We start from the raw sequence: 18,815 nt of genomic DNA on the forward strand, positions 1-18,815 counted from the left end.
CGGCACCCCGGTGCCGCACCGCCGTCGCTCAGTGCCATCCCGATGTCGCTCAGCGTCGCTCCGGCTTCGCGCTGCGCGACATGAGTTCCTTGAGGGCGACCACGGGCGACTTGCCCTCGTGGACGATGCTCACCACCGTCTCGGTGAGCGGCATGTCGACGCCGTGCCGGCGGGCCAGGTCCAGCACGGACTGGCAGGACTTGACGCCCTCCGCGGTCTGCTTGGTGACCGCGATGGTCTCCTCCAGCGTCATGCCCTTGCCGAGGTTGGTGCCGAAGGTGTGGTTGCGCGACAGCGGCGAGGAGCAGGTGGCCACCAAATCGCCCAGGCCCGCGAGGCCGGAGAAGGTCAGCGGGTCGGCGCCCAGCGCCACCCCGAGCCGGGTGGTCTCGGCGAGCCCGCGCGTGATGAGCGAGCCCTTGGCGTTGTCGCCGAGTCCCATGCCGTCCGCGATGCCGACGGCCAGTCCGATGACGTTCTTCACCGCGCCGCCGAGCTCACAGCCGACGACGTCGGTGTTGGTGTAGGGGCGGAAGTACGGCGTGTGGCACGCCTTCTGCAGCCGTCGCGCGACGGCCTCGTCGGTGCAGGCGACCACGGCGGCGGCCGGCATGCGGGCGGCGATCTCGCGGGCGAGGTTGGGCCCGGTCACGACGGCGACGCGGTCGGCGGGCGCCTTGGTGACGTCCTCGACGACCTCGCTCATCCGCATGGCGGAGCCGAGCTCGATGCCCTTCATCAGCGACACCAGGACCGTGCCGGGGGCGAGCAGCGGTGCCCACGCGGCGAGGTTCTCGCGCAGCGTCTGCGAGGGGACGGACAGGACGGTGAAGTCGGCGCCGGCGGCGGCCTCGGCGGGGTCCGTGGTCGCCCGCACGTTCTCCGGGAGCTGGACGCCCGGCAGGTAGTCGGCGTTGACCCGGGTGGAGTTGACGGCCTCGGCGACCTCCGCCCGGCGCGCCCACAGGGTGACGCGGCAGCCGGCGTCGGCGAGCACCATGCCGAAGGCCGTGCCCCACGAACCGGCACCGAAGACCGCCGCCTTGATCGGCTCGCTCACTGGCCTCGCTCCCCTTCCCGCCCGGCCGTCTCTTCCCGCCGGGCCGCCTCCCGCGCGGCCGCCGCCCTGTTCCTGGCCTGCGCCTCGGTCCTGCGGCGCTGCTCGATCCGTTCCCGGCGCGGGTCGTAGCGCGTCGCGGGCGCCTTCTCGCCGCGGATCTCCTCCAGCTGGCGGGTGATGGCGTCCATGATGACCTCGGTGGCCTCCTTCAGCAGGTCCGCGGTCATCTCCTGGTCGTAGAAGCGCGACAGGTCCACCGGCGGGCCGGCCAGCACGTGGTGGGTCTTGCGCGGAAAGAGGCGGGGCTTCTTGGCGTACGGCGGCAGGAGTTCGTTGCAGCCCCACTGGGCGATGGGGATGACCGGGCACTTGGTCCGCAGGGCGACGCGGGCGGCGCCGGTCTTGCCGGTCATGGGCCAGCCGTCGGGATCGCGGGTGAGGGTGCCCTCGGGGTAGAAGGCGACGCACTCGCCGCGCTCCACGGCCTCGATGGCGGCCCGGAAGGCGCTCAGCGCGTCCGTGCTCTCCCGGTAGACGGGGATCTGCCCGGTGCCGCGCATCGCGGCGCCCACGAACCCCTTCTTGAAAAGCCCGCTCTTGGCCAGGAATCGCGGGACGCGCCCGGTGTTGTACTGGAAGTGGGCGTAGGCGAAGGGGTCGATGTGGGAATTGTGGTTCACCACCGTTATGAATCCGCCCTCGGCCGGAATGTGCTCCATTCCGCGCCAGTCACGCTTCAGCAGAACCAGCAGCGGCGGTTTGCAGATCACCGCTGCGAAGCGGTACCAGAAGCCGATTCTGCGGCGGGGCACGCGAACACCTTCCTCTAGGACTCGCGGGGCCGCACAAGTGTGGCCCCGGGTCGCCGGTCTGTCGAGAACACCGTACGCCCCGGCCGGACGGAAGCCGGTCGGGTGGGGTGACAATGGCCGCGTCAAGCAAGGGACGGAGCACACGTGCAGTGGACCCTGGTGGTACCGGTGAAGGCCCTGGACCGGGCCAAGAGCAGGCTGTCGGACACCGCCGACGGGCTGCGCCCCGGCCTCGCGCTCGCCTTCGCCCAGGACACGGTGGCGGCGGCGCTGGCCTGCCCCGCGGTCCGTGAGGTGGCGGTCGTCACGGACGACGCCCGGGCCGGCCGGGCGCTGGCGCGGCTGGGCGCCCGGATCGTGGACGACGAGCCGGGCGGCGGCCTCAACGCCGCCCTGGCGCACGCGGCGGCCGTCGTGCGCCACCGGCACCCCGGCGCGCCGGTGGCCGCCCTGAACGCCGATCTGCCGGCGCTGCGTCCCGCCGAATTGGCGCGCGTCCTGGACGCCGCGGCGGAATTCCCGCGCGCATTTCTCCCCGACGCCGCGCATATCGGCACCACCCTTCTCTCCGCCGCTCCCGGCCACGCGTTGCGCCCGTCCTTCGGCGGCGATTCCCGTGCCCGGCACCGCGCCTCCGGCGCCGTCGAGCTGTGCCTGGCCGCGGTCGACTCCGTGCGCCGCGACGTGGACACCGGCGGCGACCTCCGCGAGGCCCTGGCCCTGGGAGTGGGCCCGCGCACGGCGGAGGTGGCGACGCGGCTGCTGATCCCCGGCCAGTAGGCGGGGCTTGCGGGGCCGGTGGGACGGGTGCGCCCCCACATCCCCTTCGCGGCGGCAGGGGCCCGCGTACGGCCGCGCGCCCGGCGACAGGTCCCGCGGCGCCGTGCGCCCCGGCGACGGTCCCGTCGTCGTGCGTCCCGGCGGCCGCACCGCGCCCCGTGGGCACCGGGCGCAGTAGTCTGCCGTCATGCAGGCGACCGCATACACGTACGACCCCGAGACCCGCAGCGGGCAGGTGCTGCTCGACGACGGCACCCCCGTGCCCTTCGACGCCCCGGCGTTCGACGCGGGCGGCCTGCGGCTGCTGCGGCCGGGACAGCGGGTGCGGATCGAGACGGAGGGCTCGGGAGACGGCCTGAAGATCACGCTGGTGACTCTGCAGACCTTCTGAACAGCGGTTTTCCTCCCGGCACCGGCCACGGCACACCGCGGGCCGGACTCCGCGGGGAGTCCGGCCCGGCGCGTGAGTGCCGCTGCGCGCCTACTTGTTGCGGGCGGTGGTCTTCTTGGCGGTGGTCTTGCGGGCCGTCGACTTGGTCGCCGGGGCCTTCTTGGCCGTCGCCTTCTTGGCGGTCGCCTTCTTGGCGGTGGACTTGGCGGCCGTGGCCTTCTTCGTGGCCGCCGTGGTCTTCTTCGCCGCCGTCTTCTTGGCGGTCGTCTTCTTGGCCGCGGCGGTGGTCTTCTTCGCCGGGGCCTTCTTCGCCGTGGTCTTCTTCGCGGCCGCCGCCTTCCCGGCGGTCGTCTTGGCGGCCGCCGTCTTCGCCGCGCCGGTGGCCTTCTTGGCGGCGGCCTTCTTGCCCGCGGCCTTGGCCAGGGCCTGCGGCGGGCCGGACAGGCTGCCCTTGGGGGCCTTCTTCACGGCGATGTCGTTCTTCGGGAGCTTCTTCGACCCGCTGACCAGGTCCTTGAAGCCCTGACCCGCGCGGAAGCGCGGCACCGAGGTCTTCTTGACCCGAACCCGCTCGCCCGTCTGAGGGTTGCGGGCGTACCGGGCCGGACGCTCCACCTTCTCGAACGACCCGAAGCCGGTGACCGAGACCCGCTCACCGGCGACGACCGCGCGGACGATCGCGTCCAGGACCGCGTCGACAGCATCGGCGGCCGGCTGGCGGCCACCCATCTTGTCGGCAATCGCTTCTACGAGCTGCGCCTTGTTCACGTCTTCCCCTTCGGAGACATTGCCAGAACGAAAGTGATCTAGCTTTTTCGCACGTTAGGCAGATATATACCGCAAATCAAACACGAAACGGGCTAATCACCCTTGTGCCGCAACGGACTCGACGACCTCGGGCTCGTTCAGTGATCCCCTTCCGGGAGGCGGCCTTCGTCCAGGTCTGCGGTGAACCGCTGCAGACGCCTTGCCGCGTCGGCGAGATCATGTTTGGCCGCGGCCGTGATGACCAGCAGCTTCCGGGTCAGCGCCATGCGCACGCCCTCCGGGACTTGCAGTGCGCGCACCTTCACGTGCGCTTCCTTGAGTTGGGCCGCGACCGCCGTATAGAGCTCGAGTTGGCCGTCGTTGTCCATGCACAGATTGTGCCATCTGGGGCGAGTTGTCGCCTGCCCGGGGGGCAACTGCAGCCTCATCCGACCTTCCGCGCGCCCGTCAAAGCCGCCTCCGTTCTCCTCGCCTACCCCTTGAATCACCCCCGTAACGTGGGAAGTTGAGCCCGGCACCCGGCCGGCCGCCCGTCTTTGGCGGCCCGGCGCCCGCGTCCCGCAAAGCGGCCCGATCGGCGTACGACGGCATGTCGCGGGTGGCCGAAACTCTACTTGCACAGCGGCGGATCACCGTTCCCTGCGGGGTGGATCAAGGGCTGTGGGAGGGATCTTGCCGTCTGCGGTGACGCCTGCGGTGACACCCGTGGCGGCATCCGCGGTGATGCCGGGGGCGGCCCGCCCCACGCACCGGTGGGCACACGTGTGAGCCCCATCCGCCCGGGGCGGATGGGGCTCACACGTGTGCCGGCGCGCGGCCGCGGGTCAGAGCTGCAGCGTGCGCGGCTTGAACGACGGGCGCTTCGCCTCGTAGGCGGCGATGTCGGCCTCGTTCTGCAGGGTGAGGGAGATGTCGTCGAGGCCGTTCAGCAGCCGCCAGCGGGAGTTCTCGTCCAGTTCGAAGGAGGCGGTGACGCCCTCGGCGCGCACCTCGCGCGCGACCAGGTCGACGGTCACCTCGGCGGTCGGGTCCTGCTCGGTGAGCTCCCACAGCGCGTCCACGGTCTTCTGGTCGAGGACGACGGTGAGCAGGCCGTTCTTCAGCGAGTTGCCGTGGAAGATGTCGGCGAAGCGGGAGGAGATCACGGCCTTGAAGCCGTAGTTCTGCAGCGCCCAGACGGCGTGCTCGCGCGAGGAGCCGGTGCCGAAGTCGGGGCCGGCGATCAGCACGGTCGCGCCCTGCCGCTCGGGCCGGTTGAGCACGAACTCCGGGTCCTTGCGCCAGGCCTCGAACAGCCCGTCCTCGAACCCGTCGCGCGTGACCTTCTTGAGCCAGTGGGCGGGGATGATCTGGTCGGTGTCGACGTTGCTGCGGCGCAGCGGGACGGCCCGGCCGGTGTGCGTGGTGAAGGCTTCCATGTCTCTCAGACTCCAGCGGGCGTGACGGTGTCGACGTCGGTCAGGTCGGCGGGCGAGGCCAGGCGGCCCAGGACGGCCGTGGCGGCGGCGACCTGCGGCGAGACCAGGTGGGTGCGGCCGCCCTTGCCCTGCCGTCCCTCGAAGTTGCGGTTGGAGGTGGACGCCGCGCGCTCACCCGGCTTGAGCTGGTCGGGGTTCATGCCCAGGCACATCGAGCAACCGGCGTGCCGCCATTCGGCGCCGGCCTCCTTGAAGACCACGTCCAGGCCCTCCTCGACGGCCTGCAGCCCCACCCGCGCGGAGCCGGGGACGACCAGCATCCGTACGCCGTCGGCGACTTTGCGGCCCCGCAGCACGTCCGCCGCGGCGCGCAGGTCCTCGATGCGGCCGTTGGTGCAGGAGCCTACGAAGACGGTGTCCACCTCGATGGAGCGCAGCGGCTGCCCGGCCTCCAACCCCATGTATTCCAGGGCCTTTTCGGCGGCGAGGCGCTCCGAGGGGTCTTCGTACGAAGCGGGGTCGGGGACCGAGGCGGACAACGGCGCGCCCTGCCCGGGGTTGGTGCCCCAGGTGACGAACGGCGACAGTTCGGCGGCGTCGATGACGACCTCGGCGTCGAACTCGGCGTCGTCGTCGGTGCGCAGCGTCCTCCAGTACTCCACCGCCGCGTCCCAGTCGGCGCCCTGCGGCGCGTGCGGGCGGCCCTTGAGGTAGGCGAAGGTCGTCTCGTCCGGGGCGATCATGCCCGCGCGGGCGCCGGCCTCGATCGACATGTTGCAGATGGTCATGCGGGCCTCCATCGAGAGCTTCTCGATGGCCGAGCCCCGGTACTCCAGGATGTAGCCCTGGCCGCCGCCGGTGCCGATCCGCGCGATGATGGCCAGGATCAGGTCCTTGGCGGTGACGCCCGCGGGCAGCTCGCCGTCGACCGTGATCGCCATGGTCTTCGGGCGGGCCATCGGCAGCGTCTGCGTGGCCAGCACGTGCTCGACCTGCGAGGTGCCGATGCCGAAGGCGAGCGCGCCGAACGCGCCGTGCGTGGAGGTGTGCGAGTCGCCGCAGACGACCGTCATGCCGGGCTGGGTCAGGCCCAGCTGCGGGCCCACGACGTGCACGACGCCCTGTTCCACGTCGCCCAGCGGGTGCAGCCGCACGCCGAAGTCGGCGCAGTTCTTGCGCAGCGTCTCCAGCTGGGCGCGGGAGACGGGGTCGGCGATCGGCTTGTCGATGTCGAGGGTCGGGGTGTTGTGGTCCTCGGTGGCGATGGTCAGGTCGAGCCGGCGCACGCCACGCCCGCTCTTGCGGAGGCCGTCGAAGGCCTGCGGGCTGGTCACCTCGTGCAGCAGGTGCAGATCGATGTAGAGAAGGTCGGGCTCGCCCTCGGCGCGCCGGACGACATGGTCGTCCCAGACCTTCTCCGCGAGTGTCCTACCCATCGCTGTTCCCTCCGGCCGGCGACGACGGTGCCGCCGGCCCATCTAGAGATCTTGGGGAGCGGCACGCCCGCGCCCGGTTTCCCGCTTCCTCGGGCGTCCGCCGCCGGGCCCGTGGTCCGCGGGCCGCCGTAGGAGTCCAGGGTGGCGCGTTCCACGGAAATATGAACTTGCGTTTCACAGAGTGAGACGCAAGTATCGTTGCATGGACAACAGTAGCGGCGTCGGCGTTCTGGACAAGGCGGCCCTGGTCCTGAGCGCCCTGGAGTCCGGGCCGGCCACCCTCGCGGGTCTGGTCGCCGCCACCGGGCTGGCACGACCCACGGCCCACCGCCTGGCCGTGGCCTTGGAGCACCACCGCATGGTGGCGCGTGACATGCAGGGCCGTTTCATCCTCGGCCCGCGGCTCGCCGAGCTGGCCGCGGCGGCGGGCGAGGACCGCCTGCTCGCCACGGCGGGCCCGGTGCTCACCCACCTCAGGGACGTCACGGGCGAGAGCGCGCAGCTCTACCGCCGCCAGGGCGACATGCGCATTTGCGTGGCCGCGGCGGAACGCCTGTCCGGCCTGCGGGACACGGTCCCGGTCGGTTCGACCCTGACCATGAAGGCGGGTTCCTCCGCGCAGGTCCTGCTGGCCTGGGAGGAGCCGGAGCGCCTGCACCGCGGCCTGCAGGGCGCCCGCTTCACGGCGACGGCCCTGTCGGGCGTACGGCGCCGCGGCTGGGCCCAGTCGATCGGCGAGCGCGAGCCGGGCGTGGCGTCCGTCTCCGCGCCCGTGCGCGGCCCCTCCAACCGCGTGGTGGCCGCCGTCTCGGTCTCCGGCCCCATCGAGCGCCTCACGCGCCACCCGGGCCGCATGCACGCCCAGGCGGTCATAGACGCCGCCGCACGCCTCTCGGAGGCCCTGCGCCGCTCGGGCTGACCCGCGCGGTCGCGCCGTACAACGCGCCGTACGACGGCACCATGGGCCCGCCTCAGCGCCGCGGCGGGCCCGCCGCACCGCGCCTCAGGAGATCCGCAGCCGGTCGGCCGCACGCTCGCCCCGGCGGCCGACCGGGACGACGCCGGTGGCCTTCCCGAGGCCGTACTCCGGCATGTTCACGTAGATGGACTCGTAGGCCCCGGCGGGCACGACGTACGTCTCGTGCCAGAAGCCGACCCTGCCCCTGCCCTCGCGCAGCCTCCGGTTGAAGGCGGCCCACGCCGGCCGGTGGCGGCCCTCCGGCGCGGAGGCGTAGGCGAGGAGCTTGTCCTTGGAGTCCCAGTACTGGACCAGGTGGACCACCCGGGGCCCGCCCAGCAGCGTCTGGTAGCCGAGCAGCCCGCTGTCCTTCTCGCGCCGCAGCTCCGCGAGCATCGGGCCCATGGCCCGCGCCACCGGCCACCAACTGTGCACGGCGGTGAAGCTGTTGATCCGCATCCCGATGTGGAAGACGACGATCTCCCCCTGACCCGCCGCGGTCATGCGCCCTTCGATCGGCCTGGCACCCATCACGAGCCCCTTCCCGGGACGATCCCTATGGATAGCTGGACTATCTATATTGGATAGTGACACTCCCCAATGAGGCCCGCAAGGGGGCGGCGCGAGGAAGCGGGGGACGAGGCGAGGAGACGCCGCGAGGGCTCCGGAGAACGCGAGGGACCCGGAGAGAGGAGCCCGGAGAGAGGGACTCGGAGAAGTCGAGCGGGAGCTGCGGAAGGCCGGGTACGGGGGCGCGGACTCGCGGACACGACGAAGGGCCCTCCCCGAGGGAGGGCCCTTGGTGTACGTACCCCCGACCGGATTCGAACCGGCGCTACCGCCTTGAGAGGGCGGCGTGCTAGGCCGCTACACAACGGGGGCGTGGAGTCTGCGTCTCCGCAGATCCCAGCTGGTCTACCTGGACTCGAACCAAGACTAACGGAACCAGAATCCGTCGTGCTGCCAATTACACCATAGACCAAGGTGGTTTAGACCTTTGGTACCCCCGACCGGATTCGAACCGGCGCTACCGCCTTGAGAGGGCGGCGTGCTAGGCCGCTACACAACGGGGGCCCGTGCGATCCCCGTGGCAGGACCGTGGGGATCCGTACCCCCGACCGGATTCGAACCGGCGCTACTGCCTTGAGAGGGCAGCGTGCTAGGCCGCTACACAACGGGGGCTTTGCGGATGGCATCCGCGATGCAGATGAGCTCTGCGAGCTGGCCTACCTGGACTCGAACCAAGACTAACGGAACCAGAATCCGTCGTGCTGCCAATTACACCATAGGCCACTGGACCACAAGCTCCCCGAGGGGGGCCTGTTCTCCGGTCTGCGCTTCGGTTCCCGGGCCTTCCGGCTCGCTCCCCGGCGCGCAGGAAGAACATTACCCGAAGGTGGACGGCGCTCCAAAACCGGTATCCGCACCGAGCACCGCGGGCAGTTCCGCGAGGCTCGCGATGCGCCGCGGTCCGCCGGGCGCGACCACCGCGGCGTGCGCGTCCGCGCGGTCGATCAGCACCGACAGCAGGCCGGCCGCGGCCGCGCCCCGCCCGTCGATCTCCGGGTGGTCGCCGACGTACGCCACCTCGTGCGGGGGCAGGCCGAGGGCGTCGCAGGCCGCGAGGAACGCCCGGGCCTGAGGCTTGGAGACGCCGAGCTCGGCGGCGCACAGCACGGTCTCGAAGCGGTCGCGCAGGCCGAGCACGCGCAGCTTGTGGTCCTGGACGTGGAGGCTGGAGTTGGACAGCACCGCGTGCCGGTGGCTGGCGGCGAGGGCGTCCAGGACGGGCACGACGTCCGGGAAGAGCGCCCAGGCGGCCTCGTAGTGCTCCAGGTAGCGCCGGAACCAGGCGTCGGCCTCCGCGTCGGTCAGTCCGGGGCGGTCCAGGAAGACCCGCACCCGGTCGCGGCGCTGGTCCTCGAAGGACCGCTCCCCCGCCGCGTACCGCGCCCACTGCAGGTCGGTGATCTCCCGCCAGCGGGCCAGGGCCTGCTCGACGGCCCCGTACCGGTCGAGCAGGCCCTCGGCCGCCAGGTGCGCGCGCATGCCGACGCGGTCGGCGGTGGTGTAGTCGAAGAGGGTGTCGTCCACGTCCCAGACGACGGCTCTGATCGCCATGGCACCGACCCTAGCGCCCGTGGGGCGCGGGACCGGGGGTCCGGACAGGGCCGGGGCGGTCACGGGCCGGCCGAGGCCGTCAGGGGACGGCCGGAACGGTCAGAAGAGGGCCGGGGCGGTCGCAGCGGGCTCGTCGGAGCCGCCGGAGTCTGCGGACCCGGTGAAACCGCCCGAGTCGCCGGACTCGGCGGGCTCGGTGGACTCGGCAGGGTCCGGGGCGACGAAGAAGTCGGTGACGAAGCAGGTGACCTCGCCGGACGCCGAGCGGCCTATCCAGGTCGGGTAGGCGCCGTCGCCCCAGCCGGAGGGGAAGGCGGCGACGGTGTGGCCGGTCTCCGGGTCGGTGACCACGTGGGGGCGGGCGGCCCAGTCGCTGTCCTCGAACGCGTCCCACAGCGGCCCCTCGTCGGCCTCGGCCGTGTCGGCGAAGGCGCCGTCGGCCGCGGCGTCGTGGAAGCAGCCGGTGCCGGCGTCGACGCCGTAGCCGTAGAACTCGTCGTCGCCCAGCGCGGCGGGGTCCTGGCCGGGCAGGAGGGCCAGTTCCCAGGAGACGGCGGGCTCGTCGCGGATGACGAGGCGGGCGGCGGCCACGCGCTGGTGCGGGGTGTCGGACGGGGGCTCGCCGGGCCGGGTGAGGGTGGCCACGGCCGCGTCGACGCGGTAGCGGCCGGGCGCGACGGCGACGGTGAAGGGCTCGCTGTCGTCCTGGCCGAGGTAGACGAACGGGTCGCAGGCCACGACGTGGCCCGTGGGCAGCCACAGTTCACCGCCCTCGACGACGTGGAGCACACCGGTGGTGCCCGACTCGTAGGTGAAGGTGCTTCCGGGCGTGAACAGCCAGGTGCAGTCGCGTGCGGGCATCGGCATGGCGGAGCCTTTCGGGAGTGAGGGGCCCGCGCTCTTCGGTGAGGGACGAAGTGCCGGGCGTGGCAGGGCAGTCGGGCCGGCTGCACAGGCAGCGCGGCACGCTGCGGGAACACTAGCCCCCGGCACTGACAGGGGCGGCGGCCCGCACGGCCGCCGCCCCGGTGTCCGCCTGCGCGCTCAGCCCGCCAGCCGCGCCAGCGCCGCGTCGATGCGGGCCAGCGACTTCTCCTTGCCGAGGACCTGGAGGGACTCGAAGAGGGGCAGGCCCACCGTGCGGCCGGTGACGGCGACGCGGACCGGGGCCTGGGCCTTGCCGAGCTTGAGGCCGTGGGCCTCGCCGGCCGCCTGGACGGCCTCCTTCAGCGCCTCCGGGGAGGTCCAGTCGGCCGCTTCCAGCTTCTCCCGCACGGTGCGCAGGAGCGCGTCGCTGCCCTCCTTCATCGCCTTGTTCCAGGACGCCTCGTCGAAGACCGGCTCCGGCAGGAACAGGAAGTCGACGTTGTCGGTGATCTCGGAGAGGACCTTCACGCGGGTCTGCGCGTGCGGGGCGATGGCCTGCCAGCGGTCCTCGTCGAAGTCCTCCGGCGCCCAGGGGGCGAACGGCGGCTGGAGCCAGGGGCGGCAGCGCTCGGCGAACTCCTTCACGTCCAGCATGCGGATGTGGTCGCCGTTGATCGCCTCGCACTTCTTCAGGTCGAAGCGGGCCGGGTTGGGGTTGACGTCGGCGACGTCAAAGGCCGCGACCATCTCCTCGATGGTGAAGACGTCCCGGTCGGCGGCGAGCGACCAGCCCAGCAGGGAGAGGTAGTTGAGCAGGCCCTCGCGCAGGAAGCCGCGCTCCCGGTAGAGGTTGAGGGAGGACTGCGGGTCGCGCTTGGAGAGCTTCTTGTTGCCCTCGCCCATGACGTAGGGCAGGTGGCCGAACTGCGGAATGCCCTTGGCGATGCCCAGCTCCATCAGCGCCTTGTACAGGGCGATCTGACGGGGCGTCGAGGAGAGCAGGTCCTCGCCGCGCAGCACGTGGGTGATCTCCATCAGGGCGTCGTCGACCGGGTTGACGAGCGTGTAGAGGGGCGCGCCGTTGGCGCGGACGATGCCGTAGTCGGGGACGTTCTCGGGGGTGAACGTCAGCTCGCCGCGGACCAGGTCGGTGAAGGTGATCGTCTCGTCGGGCATGCGGAAGCGGACGATCGGGGTGCGGCCCTGCGCCTTGTACTGCTCGACCTGCTCCTCGGTGAGGTCGCGGCAGTGGCCGTCGTAGCCGGAGGGCCGGCCGGCGGCGCGGGCGGCCTCGCGGCGGGTGTCGAGCTCCTCCTGCGTGCAGTAGCAGGGGTAGGCGTGGCCGGCGTCGAGCAGCTTCTGCGCGACGTCCCGGTAGAGGTCCATGCGCTGCGACTGGCGGTAGGGCGCGTGCGGGCCGCCGACCTCGGGGCCCTCGTCCCAGTCCAGGCCGAGCCAGCGCATCGCGTCGAGCAGCTGCCGGTACGACTCCTCCGAGTCGCGCGCCGCGTCGGTGTCCTCGATGCGGAAGACCAGGGTGCCGCCGTGGTGCCGGGCGAACGCCCAGTTGAACAGGGCGGTGCGGACCAGGCCCACGTGGGGGTTGCCGGTCGGCGAGGGACAGAAACGGACGCGGACGTTCGCGTTAGCCACGCTTGATCACCTTGTTGGTGAGAGTGCCGATGCCTTCGATGGTGACGGCGACCTCGTCGCCGACGTTGAGGGGTCCGACGCCTGCCGGGGTGCCGGTGAGGATCACGTCGCCGGGGAGGAGGGTCATGGCCTCGGAGATGTTGACGATCAGGTCCTCGATGGGGTGGATCATCTCGCTGGTGCGGCCGAGCTGGCGCTGCTGCCCGTTCACCGTCAGCTGGACGGTGAGGTCGTTCGCACGCGCGAGGTCGATGTCGGTCTCCACCCAGGGGCCGAGCGGGCAGGAGGTGTCGAAGCCCTTGGCCCGGGCCCACTGCTTCTCGCGGCGCTGGACGTCGCGGGCGGTGACGTCGTTGGCGCAGGTGTAGCCGAAGACGACGTCCTGGACGCGTTCGCGCGGGACCTCGCGGCACATGCGGCCGATGACGACGGCGAGCTCGGCCTCGTGGTGCAGTTCCTGGCTGAAGGGCGGGTACTGGATCTCGTCGCCGTGGCCGATGACGGCGGTGGCCGGCTTGAAGAAGGCGAACGGCGCCTCGGGCACCTCGTTGCCCAGTTCGCGGGCGTGCTCGGCGTAGTTGCGGCCGAAGGCGACGACCTTGTTGGGCAGGACCGGCGGCAGCAGCCGTACCTTGCTCAGCGGCACCTTGGTGCCGGAGAGCTCGAAGTCCGCGAACGGGATGCCCTTGATGATGTCCAGGACGAGCTGGTCCGGCCGGTCGCCCTCGACCGCTCCGAAGGCGACGTTCCCGTCGATGGAGAACCTGGCGATGCGCACGGGATCCTTGCGCCCCTTAACTGTGAACCGATTGCGGCTGGAGTCTGACGCTCCAGGCTAACGCGGCAGGCGGGGGCGCACCTGCGAAGGGAGGGCGCCCGGCGTACTGGGCGCGTCCGCACAGGGACGGGCGCCCCGTCGCTGCGGGGCGCCCGTGGGGGTCGCGCGGTCGCCGGCGGGCCGTGGTGAACGGGCGGCGGTCTGCGCGCGTACTTCTGTGGCGTGGGTACTACGGCGTGGGTACTACTCTGCGGCGGAGGCGGCCGCCGCGGCCGGCACCTTCGTCAGGATGGTGCGGCGCGGGTTGGCGGTCTGGGTGGGGAGGTCGACGGAGTGCTCCGGCTGCTCCGGCGTCTGCAGGTCGGCGGCGTCCTTCACGTGCGCCAGCGTGGTGCGCCGGGGGTTGGCGATCGAGCGGAACATCATCGTCGTCTTCACGGTGGTGCGAAACCCTGTCTCGTCCGGGCGCCCGGCGGAACGGGACGCCGGGCGCGGCTTGCCGATTTTGCCATATCTGTAAAGCCTCAGATTAAACGTGCCATTCCCCGCCACAGCCATGAAGACTCCATGGATCCCGTGTGAGTTTGCTCACGAATCCAAGGGCGAAACGGGCATTTCGGGCCCGCCTCTCGCGGCCACGAAACGGACATTGGTCACCTGAAGCCACCATTCCGCTCCTGATCATGGCGACTGGGACACCGATTCCGGCGCGCCGGATCGTCGCGATACGTCCGCTTTGCGGGAGATAAGACTCGACCCTGCGTAACCGTAATCTCACCCGTTGTCATCAAGGTCACAGGCTGGTCCACGGGCCTTGTTGGAGATCCTGCACTGTGCTGGAATTCCACGGACCGCCGCGGGATCGAGCCGGCGCACGGGAGCGCGAAGCAGCGCCGAGTGGCGGCGAGAGAAGGGGGAGCCAGCGCCGGTCACTCATTGACCACCCAGGGGGGCGTATTCAGGGCGCTCCCCTACACACGCCGACACCGTGTCCTTCCGCTTGCGCGGAGGGGCGCCTGGTCCAGAGGTTGCGACGCTAGTGCAGGGACGTTTCAAGAGGGATGGCAGCGCTTCGGCGGAGCCGGAGCACGGCGGAACCGGCCGCGGTTCCTCCCCCCAGCACGCCCAGAACCCGGGCCCGGCCCCGGCCGGCGACGGCGGTGAGCGCCCGGGCCGCCCCGGCGTCTCCGTGTCGCGCCCCGGCATATCCGCCGCGCCGGGCTCCCCGGGCGGGCCGTCCGGCGCCCAGGGCCAGACCGGCGCGCCGGGCACCCCGAACACCACGCCGACCGTGAAGCCGCCGCAGGGCGCCCCCGGTCCGGGCTCGCGCATGGCCCTGCGCAACTGGCGGATCTCCACCCGGCTGGTGTCGCTGCTCGCCCTCCCGGTGGTCGCGGCCACCACGCTGGGCGCGCTGCGCATCAACCAGTCGATGGACGACATCCAGCAGCTCGACAACATGAAGCTGCTGACCGACATGACCAAGCAGGCGACCGAGCTGGCCGCCGCGCTCCAGGAGGAGCGCGACCAGTCGGCCGGTCCCCTCGCCCACGGCGCCGGCGCGAGCGACTACACCGTCAAGGGCTACCGGGAGAAGACCGACCGGGCCCGGGCCAACTTCATCAACAGCGCCGAGGAGATCGACACCGCCGACAAGGGCGGCAACCTCCAGGGCGTGCGCGACACCCTCGTCGGCCTCGCCAGCGAGCTCAACGGCCTGAGCAAGATCCGCAAGGACGCCTTCCAGTCCGAGGGCAACTCCGCCCGGACGGTGGACGCCTACCACCGCCTCATCACCGACCTACTCTCCCTGTCGCAGGACATGGCGGAGGCCACCAGCAACCCGGAGATGATCCAGCGCACCCGCGCGCTGGCCGCCTTCTCCTCCGCCAAGGAGTACGCCTCCGTCCAGCGCGCCGTGATCGCCGCCGCGCTGCCCGCCAGCAACACCACCTACGGCCGCCTCTCCGACAACGACCGCCTCTACGGCGACGCGGCGCTGGAGAGCGAGACCTCCGAGCTGAGCAGCTTCCGCAACATCTACGGCGACGGCGCCGAGGAGCTCGTCAAGCCCATCGACGAGGGCAACCCGACCATCGAGGCCGCCGACGTCTACGCCAAGCGCGTCCTGGACCAGCCCAACGGCCTGAAGTCGGTGGACAAGCGGTCGTACAAGGACTGGGTGGACGACAGCTCGACCAAGATCGAGCAGATGAAGAAGATCGAGCACACGCTGCTCGAGGACATGGAGCAGAAGGCGCGCGAGCTGCGCAGCGCCACCGAGCGCGACGCGATCATCTCCGGTGCGCTGATCCTGCTCGTGCTCGGTGTCTCGCTGGTCGGCGCGTTCGTCGTGGCCCGCGGCATGATCCGCTCGCTGCGCCGCCTGGAGGAGACCGCGACCCGGGTCGCCCAGGAGCGCCTGCCCGAGCTGGTCAAGCAGCTGTCGGAGTCCGACCCGCAGGACGTCGACACCTCCGTGGAGTCGGTCGGCGTCCACTCCCGCGACGAGATCGGCCGGGTGGCCGCGGCCTTCGACGACGTGCACCGCGAGGCGGTCCGCCTCGCCGCCGAGCAGGCCCTGCTGCGGGGCAACGTCAACGCGATGTTCACCAACCTCTCGCGCCGCTCCCAGGGTCTGATCCAGCGTCAGCTGTCGCTGATCTCCGAGCTGGAGTCCCGCGAGGCCGACCCGGACCAGCTCGCCTCGCTGTTCAAGCTGGACCACCTCGCCACCCGTATGCGCCGCAACGGCGAGAACCTGCTCGTCCTCGCGGGTGAGGAGCCCGGCCGCCGGTGGACCCGCCCGGTCCCGCTGGTCGACGTGCTGCGCGCCGCCGCCTCCGAGGTGGAGCAGTACGAGCGCATCGAACTGGCCTCGGTGCCCAGCACCGAGGTCGCCGGCCGCGTCGTCAACGACCTCGTGCACCTGCTGGCCGAGCTGCTGGAGAACGCGACCTCGTTCTCCTCGCCGCAGACCAAGGTCAAGGTCACCGGTCACGCGCTGCCCGACGGCCGCGTGCTGATCGAGATCCACGACACCGGTATCGGCCTGTCCCCCGAGGACCTCGCGGCGATCAACGAGCGGCTCGCCTCGCCGCCCACCGTGGACGTCTCCGTCTCCCGCCGCATGGGTCTGTTCGTGGTCGGCCGCCTCTCGCAGCGCCACGGCATCCGCATCCAGCTGCGCCCGTCCGACTCGGGCGGTACGACCGCGCTGGTCATGCTGCCGGTGGACGTCGCCCAGGGCGGCAAGAAGCCGCAGCCGGGCAAGCCGGGCCAGGCCCCGGTCGGCGGTGGCGGCCCGGCGGCCGCGCAGGCCGCCGCCGGCGCCGCCGCGGCCCGTCGCCAGGCCCAGGCCGGCGGTGCCTTCGGACCGAACGGCGGCGCCGGGCGCCTCGGCCCCGGCGCGGGGCCGCGCGGCCAGGTGACCGGGCAGGGTCCGCGGGCCGCGCTGCCGGGCCGGGACGCGGGCGGCCGCCCCGGTGCGCCGGGCGCCATGGGCGCACCGCGCGGACCGCAGCAGGGCCGGCCGGCCCCGGCCGGCGCGGGCACCGGCTTCGGCAGCACGGCTCCCGCCGCCCCGCAGGGCCTGCAGGCGGCCGGCACGGGCGCGGGACAGGGCTTCGACGACGGGCAGCGCTTCGGCGCGGGCGGCCGGCCGCAGGACGGCTTCGGCGGCGCCGAGGTGCCCCCGCAGCGGGCCGGCGGCACCGAGCAGGGCCGCCAGCCGCAGCTGCCGCCGCGCGGCGGTCCGCGCGCGGAGCTGCCCGGGGGCGCGCCGCAGCAGCGCTGGGGCGACGACACGATGTCCGGGCCGTCCCCCGCCGCGCTGGACGCCCCGCGCGGCCACGACGAGCAGGACCCGGCGCAGACCGCCCAGCTGCCGCGCGTCGACGACCGCCAGGGCCCCGGCTCCACCGCCGAGATCCCGCGGATCGACGACCGCCAGGGCCCCGGCTCCACCGGCGAGTTCCCCCGTCCGGACTTCGGTGGTCCGCGCCCCGGCGTGAACTCCCAGGGCGACCAGGGCCAGCCGGGCGACCAGGGCCAGTTCGTCCGCCCGGACGTCTACGGCCAGGCCGGCGCGAATCCGCAGCAGCAGCACCAGCCCGACCCGTCCGGCACGACGGGCCGCTACCCGGCGCCGCAGGGGTACGACGCCGGGTCCACCGGCCAGTTCCCGCAGCCCGGCTACGACAGCGGCACGACGGGTCAGTACGCCCTGCCGGAGCGGCCGCACGCGCCCTCGGGCACGGGCCAGTTCCAGCGGCCGCAGCAGGACGCGGGCCGCGCCGACTTCGGCGCGCCGCGCCCGCCGGCCCCGCAGCGGCCCCAGGAGCCGGAGGCGCTGCCGCCGGCCACGGGCCCGGGGGACGGGCGTACACCGCTGTACGACACGCTGGAGACCGACTGGTTCCGCGGCGGCCGGGCCCGCTCCCGGATCAGCTCGTCGTCGTCCGCCTCGTCGTCCGCCTCGTCGTCCGGGCAGTCCCAGGGCTCCGCGGCGCAGCGACCCGCCGCCGGCGCCTGGCGCAGCTCGCCCAACGACGAGCTGATGCGGCAGGCCGAGCGGGTCCGGCAGCCCGCCTCGGGCGGGGTGACCACCTCCGGCCTGCCGCGCCGGGTGCCCCGGGCGAACCTCGTCCCGGGCACGGCTCAGCAGCAACCGCACCAGAGCGGTCCGCAGGTCTCGCGTGCGCCCGCCGACGTACGCGGCCGGCTGACCAATCTCCGCCGGGGCATCGCGCAGGGCCGGCAGGCCGGTTCGGCCGGCCAGACCGGCAGCTTCCCGAGCCCCACTCACCAGCAGGAGCGTTAGTTGAGCCAGATGAGCCAGGCGGCACAGAACCTGAACTGGTTGATCACCAGTTTCGTGGACAACACCCCGGGGGTGTCCCACACCGTGGTGGTGTCCGCGGACGGCCTGCTGCTGGCCATGTCCGAAGGTTTCCCCCGCGACCGCGCCGACCAGCTCGCGGCCGTCGCCTCCGGGCTGACCTCGCTGACCGCCGGGGCTTCCCGGATCTTCGAGGGCGGCACCGTGGCACAGACGGTCGTCGAGATGGAACGCGGTTTCCTGTTCCTCATGTCCATCTCGGACGGGTCGTCCCTGGCGGTTCTGGCCCACCCCGAGTGCGACATCGGCCTGGTCGGCTACGAGATGACGCTCCTGGTCGACCGCGCAGGGGCGGTCCTCACCCCGGACCTGCGCGCCGAGCTCCAGGGAAGTCTCCTCCACTGACCGGCCCCGGATCCACCCGTCTCACCAAATCACCGTCCGGCCGCCACAATCCCCCCACCGGCCCCGTCAGACGGCACGACTGACTCACTTGCTGTCCCGCCCGGAGGATTCATGACCCCGCCCACCGCTCCTCATGATCCGTACGCCGAGCCGTACGGGGACGAGGGCGACCAGCCGCTGGTCCGGCCGTACGCCATGACGGGTGGCCGGACCCGGCCGCGCTACCAGCTCGCCATCGAGGCACTGATCAGCACCACGGCCGACCCGGCAGCGCTCATGACCCTGCTCCCGGAGCACCAGCGCATCTGCCACCTGTGCCGCGAGGTGAAGTCGGTGGCCGAGGTGTCGGCGCTCCTCAACATGCCGCTGGGAGTCGCCCGGATCCTCGTGGCGGACCTGGCGGAGGCGGGCCTGGTCGCCATCCACCAGCCGGGCGGCGACGAGAACAACGGCGGCGCGCCGGACGTGACACTGCTCGAAAGGGTGCTCAGTGGACTTCGCAAGCTCTAGCGGCGGTCCTTCCCGCTC

18 protein-coding genes and 5 tRNA genes are annotated in these 18,815 nt (G+C 72.3%); 6 read left to right on the forward strand and 17 right to left on the reverse strand.

Annotated features, from left to right (window positions below; genetic code table 11):
• Positions 1-49: 49 nt before the first annotated feature.
• Positions 50-1,060, reverse strand: coding sequence for an NAD(P)H-dependent glycerol-3-phosphate dehydrogenase (locus IE225_RS23475; RefSeq protein WP_190059579.1), 1,011 nt, complete (start codon positions 1,058-1,060; stop codon positions 50-52).
• Positions 1,057-1,872: a lysophospholipid acyltransferase family protein gene (locus tag IE225_RS23480; RefSeq protein WP_190059580.1), complete on the reverse strand. Its 816-nt coding sequence runs from the start codon at positions 1,870-1,872 to the stop codon at positions 1,057-1,059. Before IE225_RS23480 ends, IE225_RS23475 begins: the two co-directional genes overlap by 4 nt.
• A 144-nt stretch (positions 1,873-2,016) precedes the next feature.
• On the opposite strand from IE225_RS23480, the gene cofC reads away from it, so the two are divergent.
• Positions 2,017-2,652, forward strand: a complete 636-nt coding sequence (cofC, locus tag IE225_RS23485) for a 2-phospho-L-lactate guanylyltransferase (protein ID WP_190059581.1) — start codon at positions 2,017-2,019, stop codon at positions 2,650-2,652.
• Positions 2,653-2,839: 187 nt separating this feature from the next.
• Positions 2,840-3,043, forward strand: a complete 204-nt coding sequence (locus IE225_RS23490) for a hypothetical protein (RefSeq protein WP_190059582.1) — start codon at positions 2,840-2,842, stop codon at positions 3,041-3,043.
• Positions 3,044-3,133: 90 nt separating this feature from the next.
• Here IE225_RS23490 and IE225_RS23495 read toward each other — a convergent pair whose 3' ends face one another.
• From IE225_RS23495 to leuC, 4 genes are all read right to left on the reverse strand, one after another.
• Entirely contained in the window at positions 3,134-3,811 is a 678-nt protein-coding gene (locus tag IE225_RS23495) for an HU family DNA-binding protein (protein WP_190059583.1), read from the reverse strand.
• A gap of 137 nt (positions 3,812-3,948) precedes the next feature.
• Complete coding sequence (locus tag IE225_RS23500) at positions 3,949-4,179, reverse strand: SCO5555 family protein (protein WP_190059584.1); 231 nt, start codon at positions 4,177-4,179, stop codon at positions 3,949-3,951.
• 456 nt (positions 4,180-4,635) lie between these two features.
• Positions 4,636-5,229 carry a 3-isopropylmalate dehydratase small subunit gene (leuD, locus tag IE225_RS23505; protein WP_190059585.1) on the reverse strand — a complete coding sequence of 198 codons (594 nt, stop codon included), beginning with the start codon at positions 5,227-5,229 and terminating at the stop codon, positions 4,636-4,638.
• Positions 5,230-5,234: 5 nt separating this feature from the next.
• The gene (leuC, locus tag IE225_RS23510; RefSeq protein ID WP_190059586.1) at positions 5,235-6,665 is read right to left on the reverse strand and encodes a 3-isopropylmalate dehydratase large subunit; all 1,431 of its coding nucleotides are present in this window, start codon (positions 6,663-6,665) and stop codon (positions 5,235-5,237) included.
• A gap of 202 nt (positions 6,666-6,867) precedes the next feature.
• Between leuC and ndgR the strand changes: the two genes are divergently transcribed.
• Positions 6,868-7,584 carry an IclR family transcriptional regulator NdgR gene (gene ndgR / locus IE225_RS23515; RefSeq protein WP_190059587.1) on the forward strand — a complete coding sequence of 239 codons (717 nt, stop codon included), beginning with the start codon at positions 6,868-6,870 and terminating at the stop codon, positions 7,582-7,584.
• 84 nt (positions 7,585-7,668) lie between these two features.
• Here ndgR and IE225_RS23520 read toward each other — a convergent pair whose 3' ends face one another.
• The 11 genes from IE225_RS23520 to IE225_RS23570 all read right to left on the reverse strand — a co-directional run bounded on the left by IE225_RS23520 (position 7,669) and on the right by IE225_RS23570 (position 13,480).
• Positions 7,669-8,154, reverse strand: coding sequence for a DUF4188 domain-containing protein (locus IE225_RS23520; protein ID WP_190059588.1), 486 nt, complete (start codon positions 8,152-8,154; stop codon positions 7,669-7,671).
• A 278-nt stretch (positions 8,155-8,432) separates the two neighbouring features.
• Positions 8,433-8,505, reverse strand: a tRNA-Glu gene (locus IE225_RS23525).
• Between the two features lie 28 nt (positions 8,506-8,533).
• Positions 8,534-8,605, reverse strand: a tRNA-Gln gene (locus tag IE225_RS23530).
• Positions 8,606-8,621: 16 nt separating this feature from the next.
• Positions 8,622-8,697, reverse strand: a tRNA-Glu gene (locus IE225_RS23535).
• 35 nt (positions 8,698-8,732) lie between these two features.
• Positions 8,733-8,805, reverse strand: a tRNA-Glu gene (locus IE225_RS23540).
• 39 nt (positions 8,806-8,844) lie between these two features.
• Positions 8,845-8,916 (reverse strand) — tRNA-Gln (locus IE225_RS23545).
• A 93-nt stretch (positions 8,917-9,009) separates the two neighbouring features.
• Positions 9,010-9,744 (reverse strand): HAD family hydrolase, encoded by a 735-nt coding sequence (locus tag IE225_RS23550; protein ID WP_190059589.1) that lies wholly within the window; start codon positions 9,742-9,744, stop codon positions 9,010-9,012.
• A 99-nt stretch (positions 9,745-9,843) separates the two neighbouring features.
• Positions 9,844-10,611 carry a DUF4241 domain-containing protein gene (locus IE225_RS23555; protein ID WP_190059590.1) on the reverse strand — a complete coding sequence of 256 codons (768 nt, stop codon included), beginning with the start codon at positions 10,609-10,611 and terminating at the stop codon, positions 9,844-9,846.
• Between the two features lie 177 nt (positions 10,612-10,788).
• Entirely contained in the window at positions 10,789-12,264 is a 1,476-nt protein-coding gene (gene gltX / locus IE225_RS23560) for a glutamate--tRNA ligase (RefSeq protein WP_190059591.1), read from the reverse strand.
• Entirely contained in the window at positions 12,257-13,042 is a 786-nt protein-coding gene (locus IE225_RS23565) for a fumarylacetoacetate hydrolase family protein (RefSeq protein WP_190059592.1), read from the reverse strand. The genes gltX and IE225_RS23565 overlap by 8 nt, the downstream gene beginning before the upstream one ends.
• A 243-nt stretch (positions 13,043-13,285) precedes the next feature.
• On the reverse strand, positions 13,286-13,480 hold the full coding sequence (locus IE225_RS23570; RefSeq protein WP_190059593.1) for a hypothetical protein: 195 nt from the start codon (positions 13,478-13,480) through the stop codon (positions 13,286-13,288).
• A gap of 601 nt (positions 13,481-14,081) precedes the next feature.
• On the opposite strand from IE225_RS23570, the gene IE225_RS23575 reads away from it, so the two are divergent.
• From IE225_RS23575 to IE225_RS23585, 3 genes are all read left to right on the forward strand, one after another.
• Positions 14,082-17,864 (forward strand): sensor histidine kinase, encoded by a 3,783-nt coding sequence (locus IE225_RS23575; protein ID WP_190059594.1) that lies wholly within the window; start codon positions 14,082-14,084, stop codon positions 17,862-17,864.
• A gap of 9 nt (positions 17,865-17,873) precedes the next feature.
• A complete protein-coding gene (locus tag IE225_RS23580) occupies positions 17,874-18,287 on the forward strand; it encodes a roadblock/LC7 domain-containing protein (RefSeq protein ID WP_190059604.1) in 414 nt (137 codons plus the stop codon).
• 111 nt (positions 18,288-18,398) lie between these two features.
• Positions 18,399-18,797: a DUF742 domain-containing protein gene (locus tag IE225_RS23585; protein ID WP_190059595.1), complete on the forward strand. Its 399-nt coding sequence runs from the start codon at positions 18,399-18,401 to the stop codon at positions 18,795-18,797.
• Positions 18,798-18,815: the final 18 nt, after the last annotated feature.

This window comes from Streptomyces echinoruber (genome assembly GCF_014651135.1).
Lineage (GTDB): Bacteria > Actinomycetota > Actinomycetes > Streptomycetales > Streptomycetaceae > Streptomyces > Streptomyces echinoruber.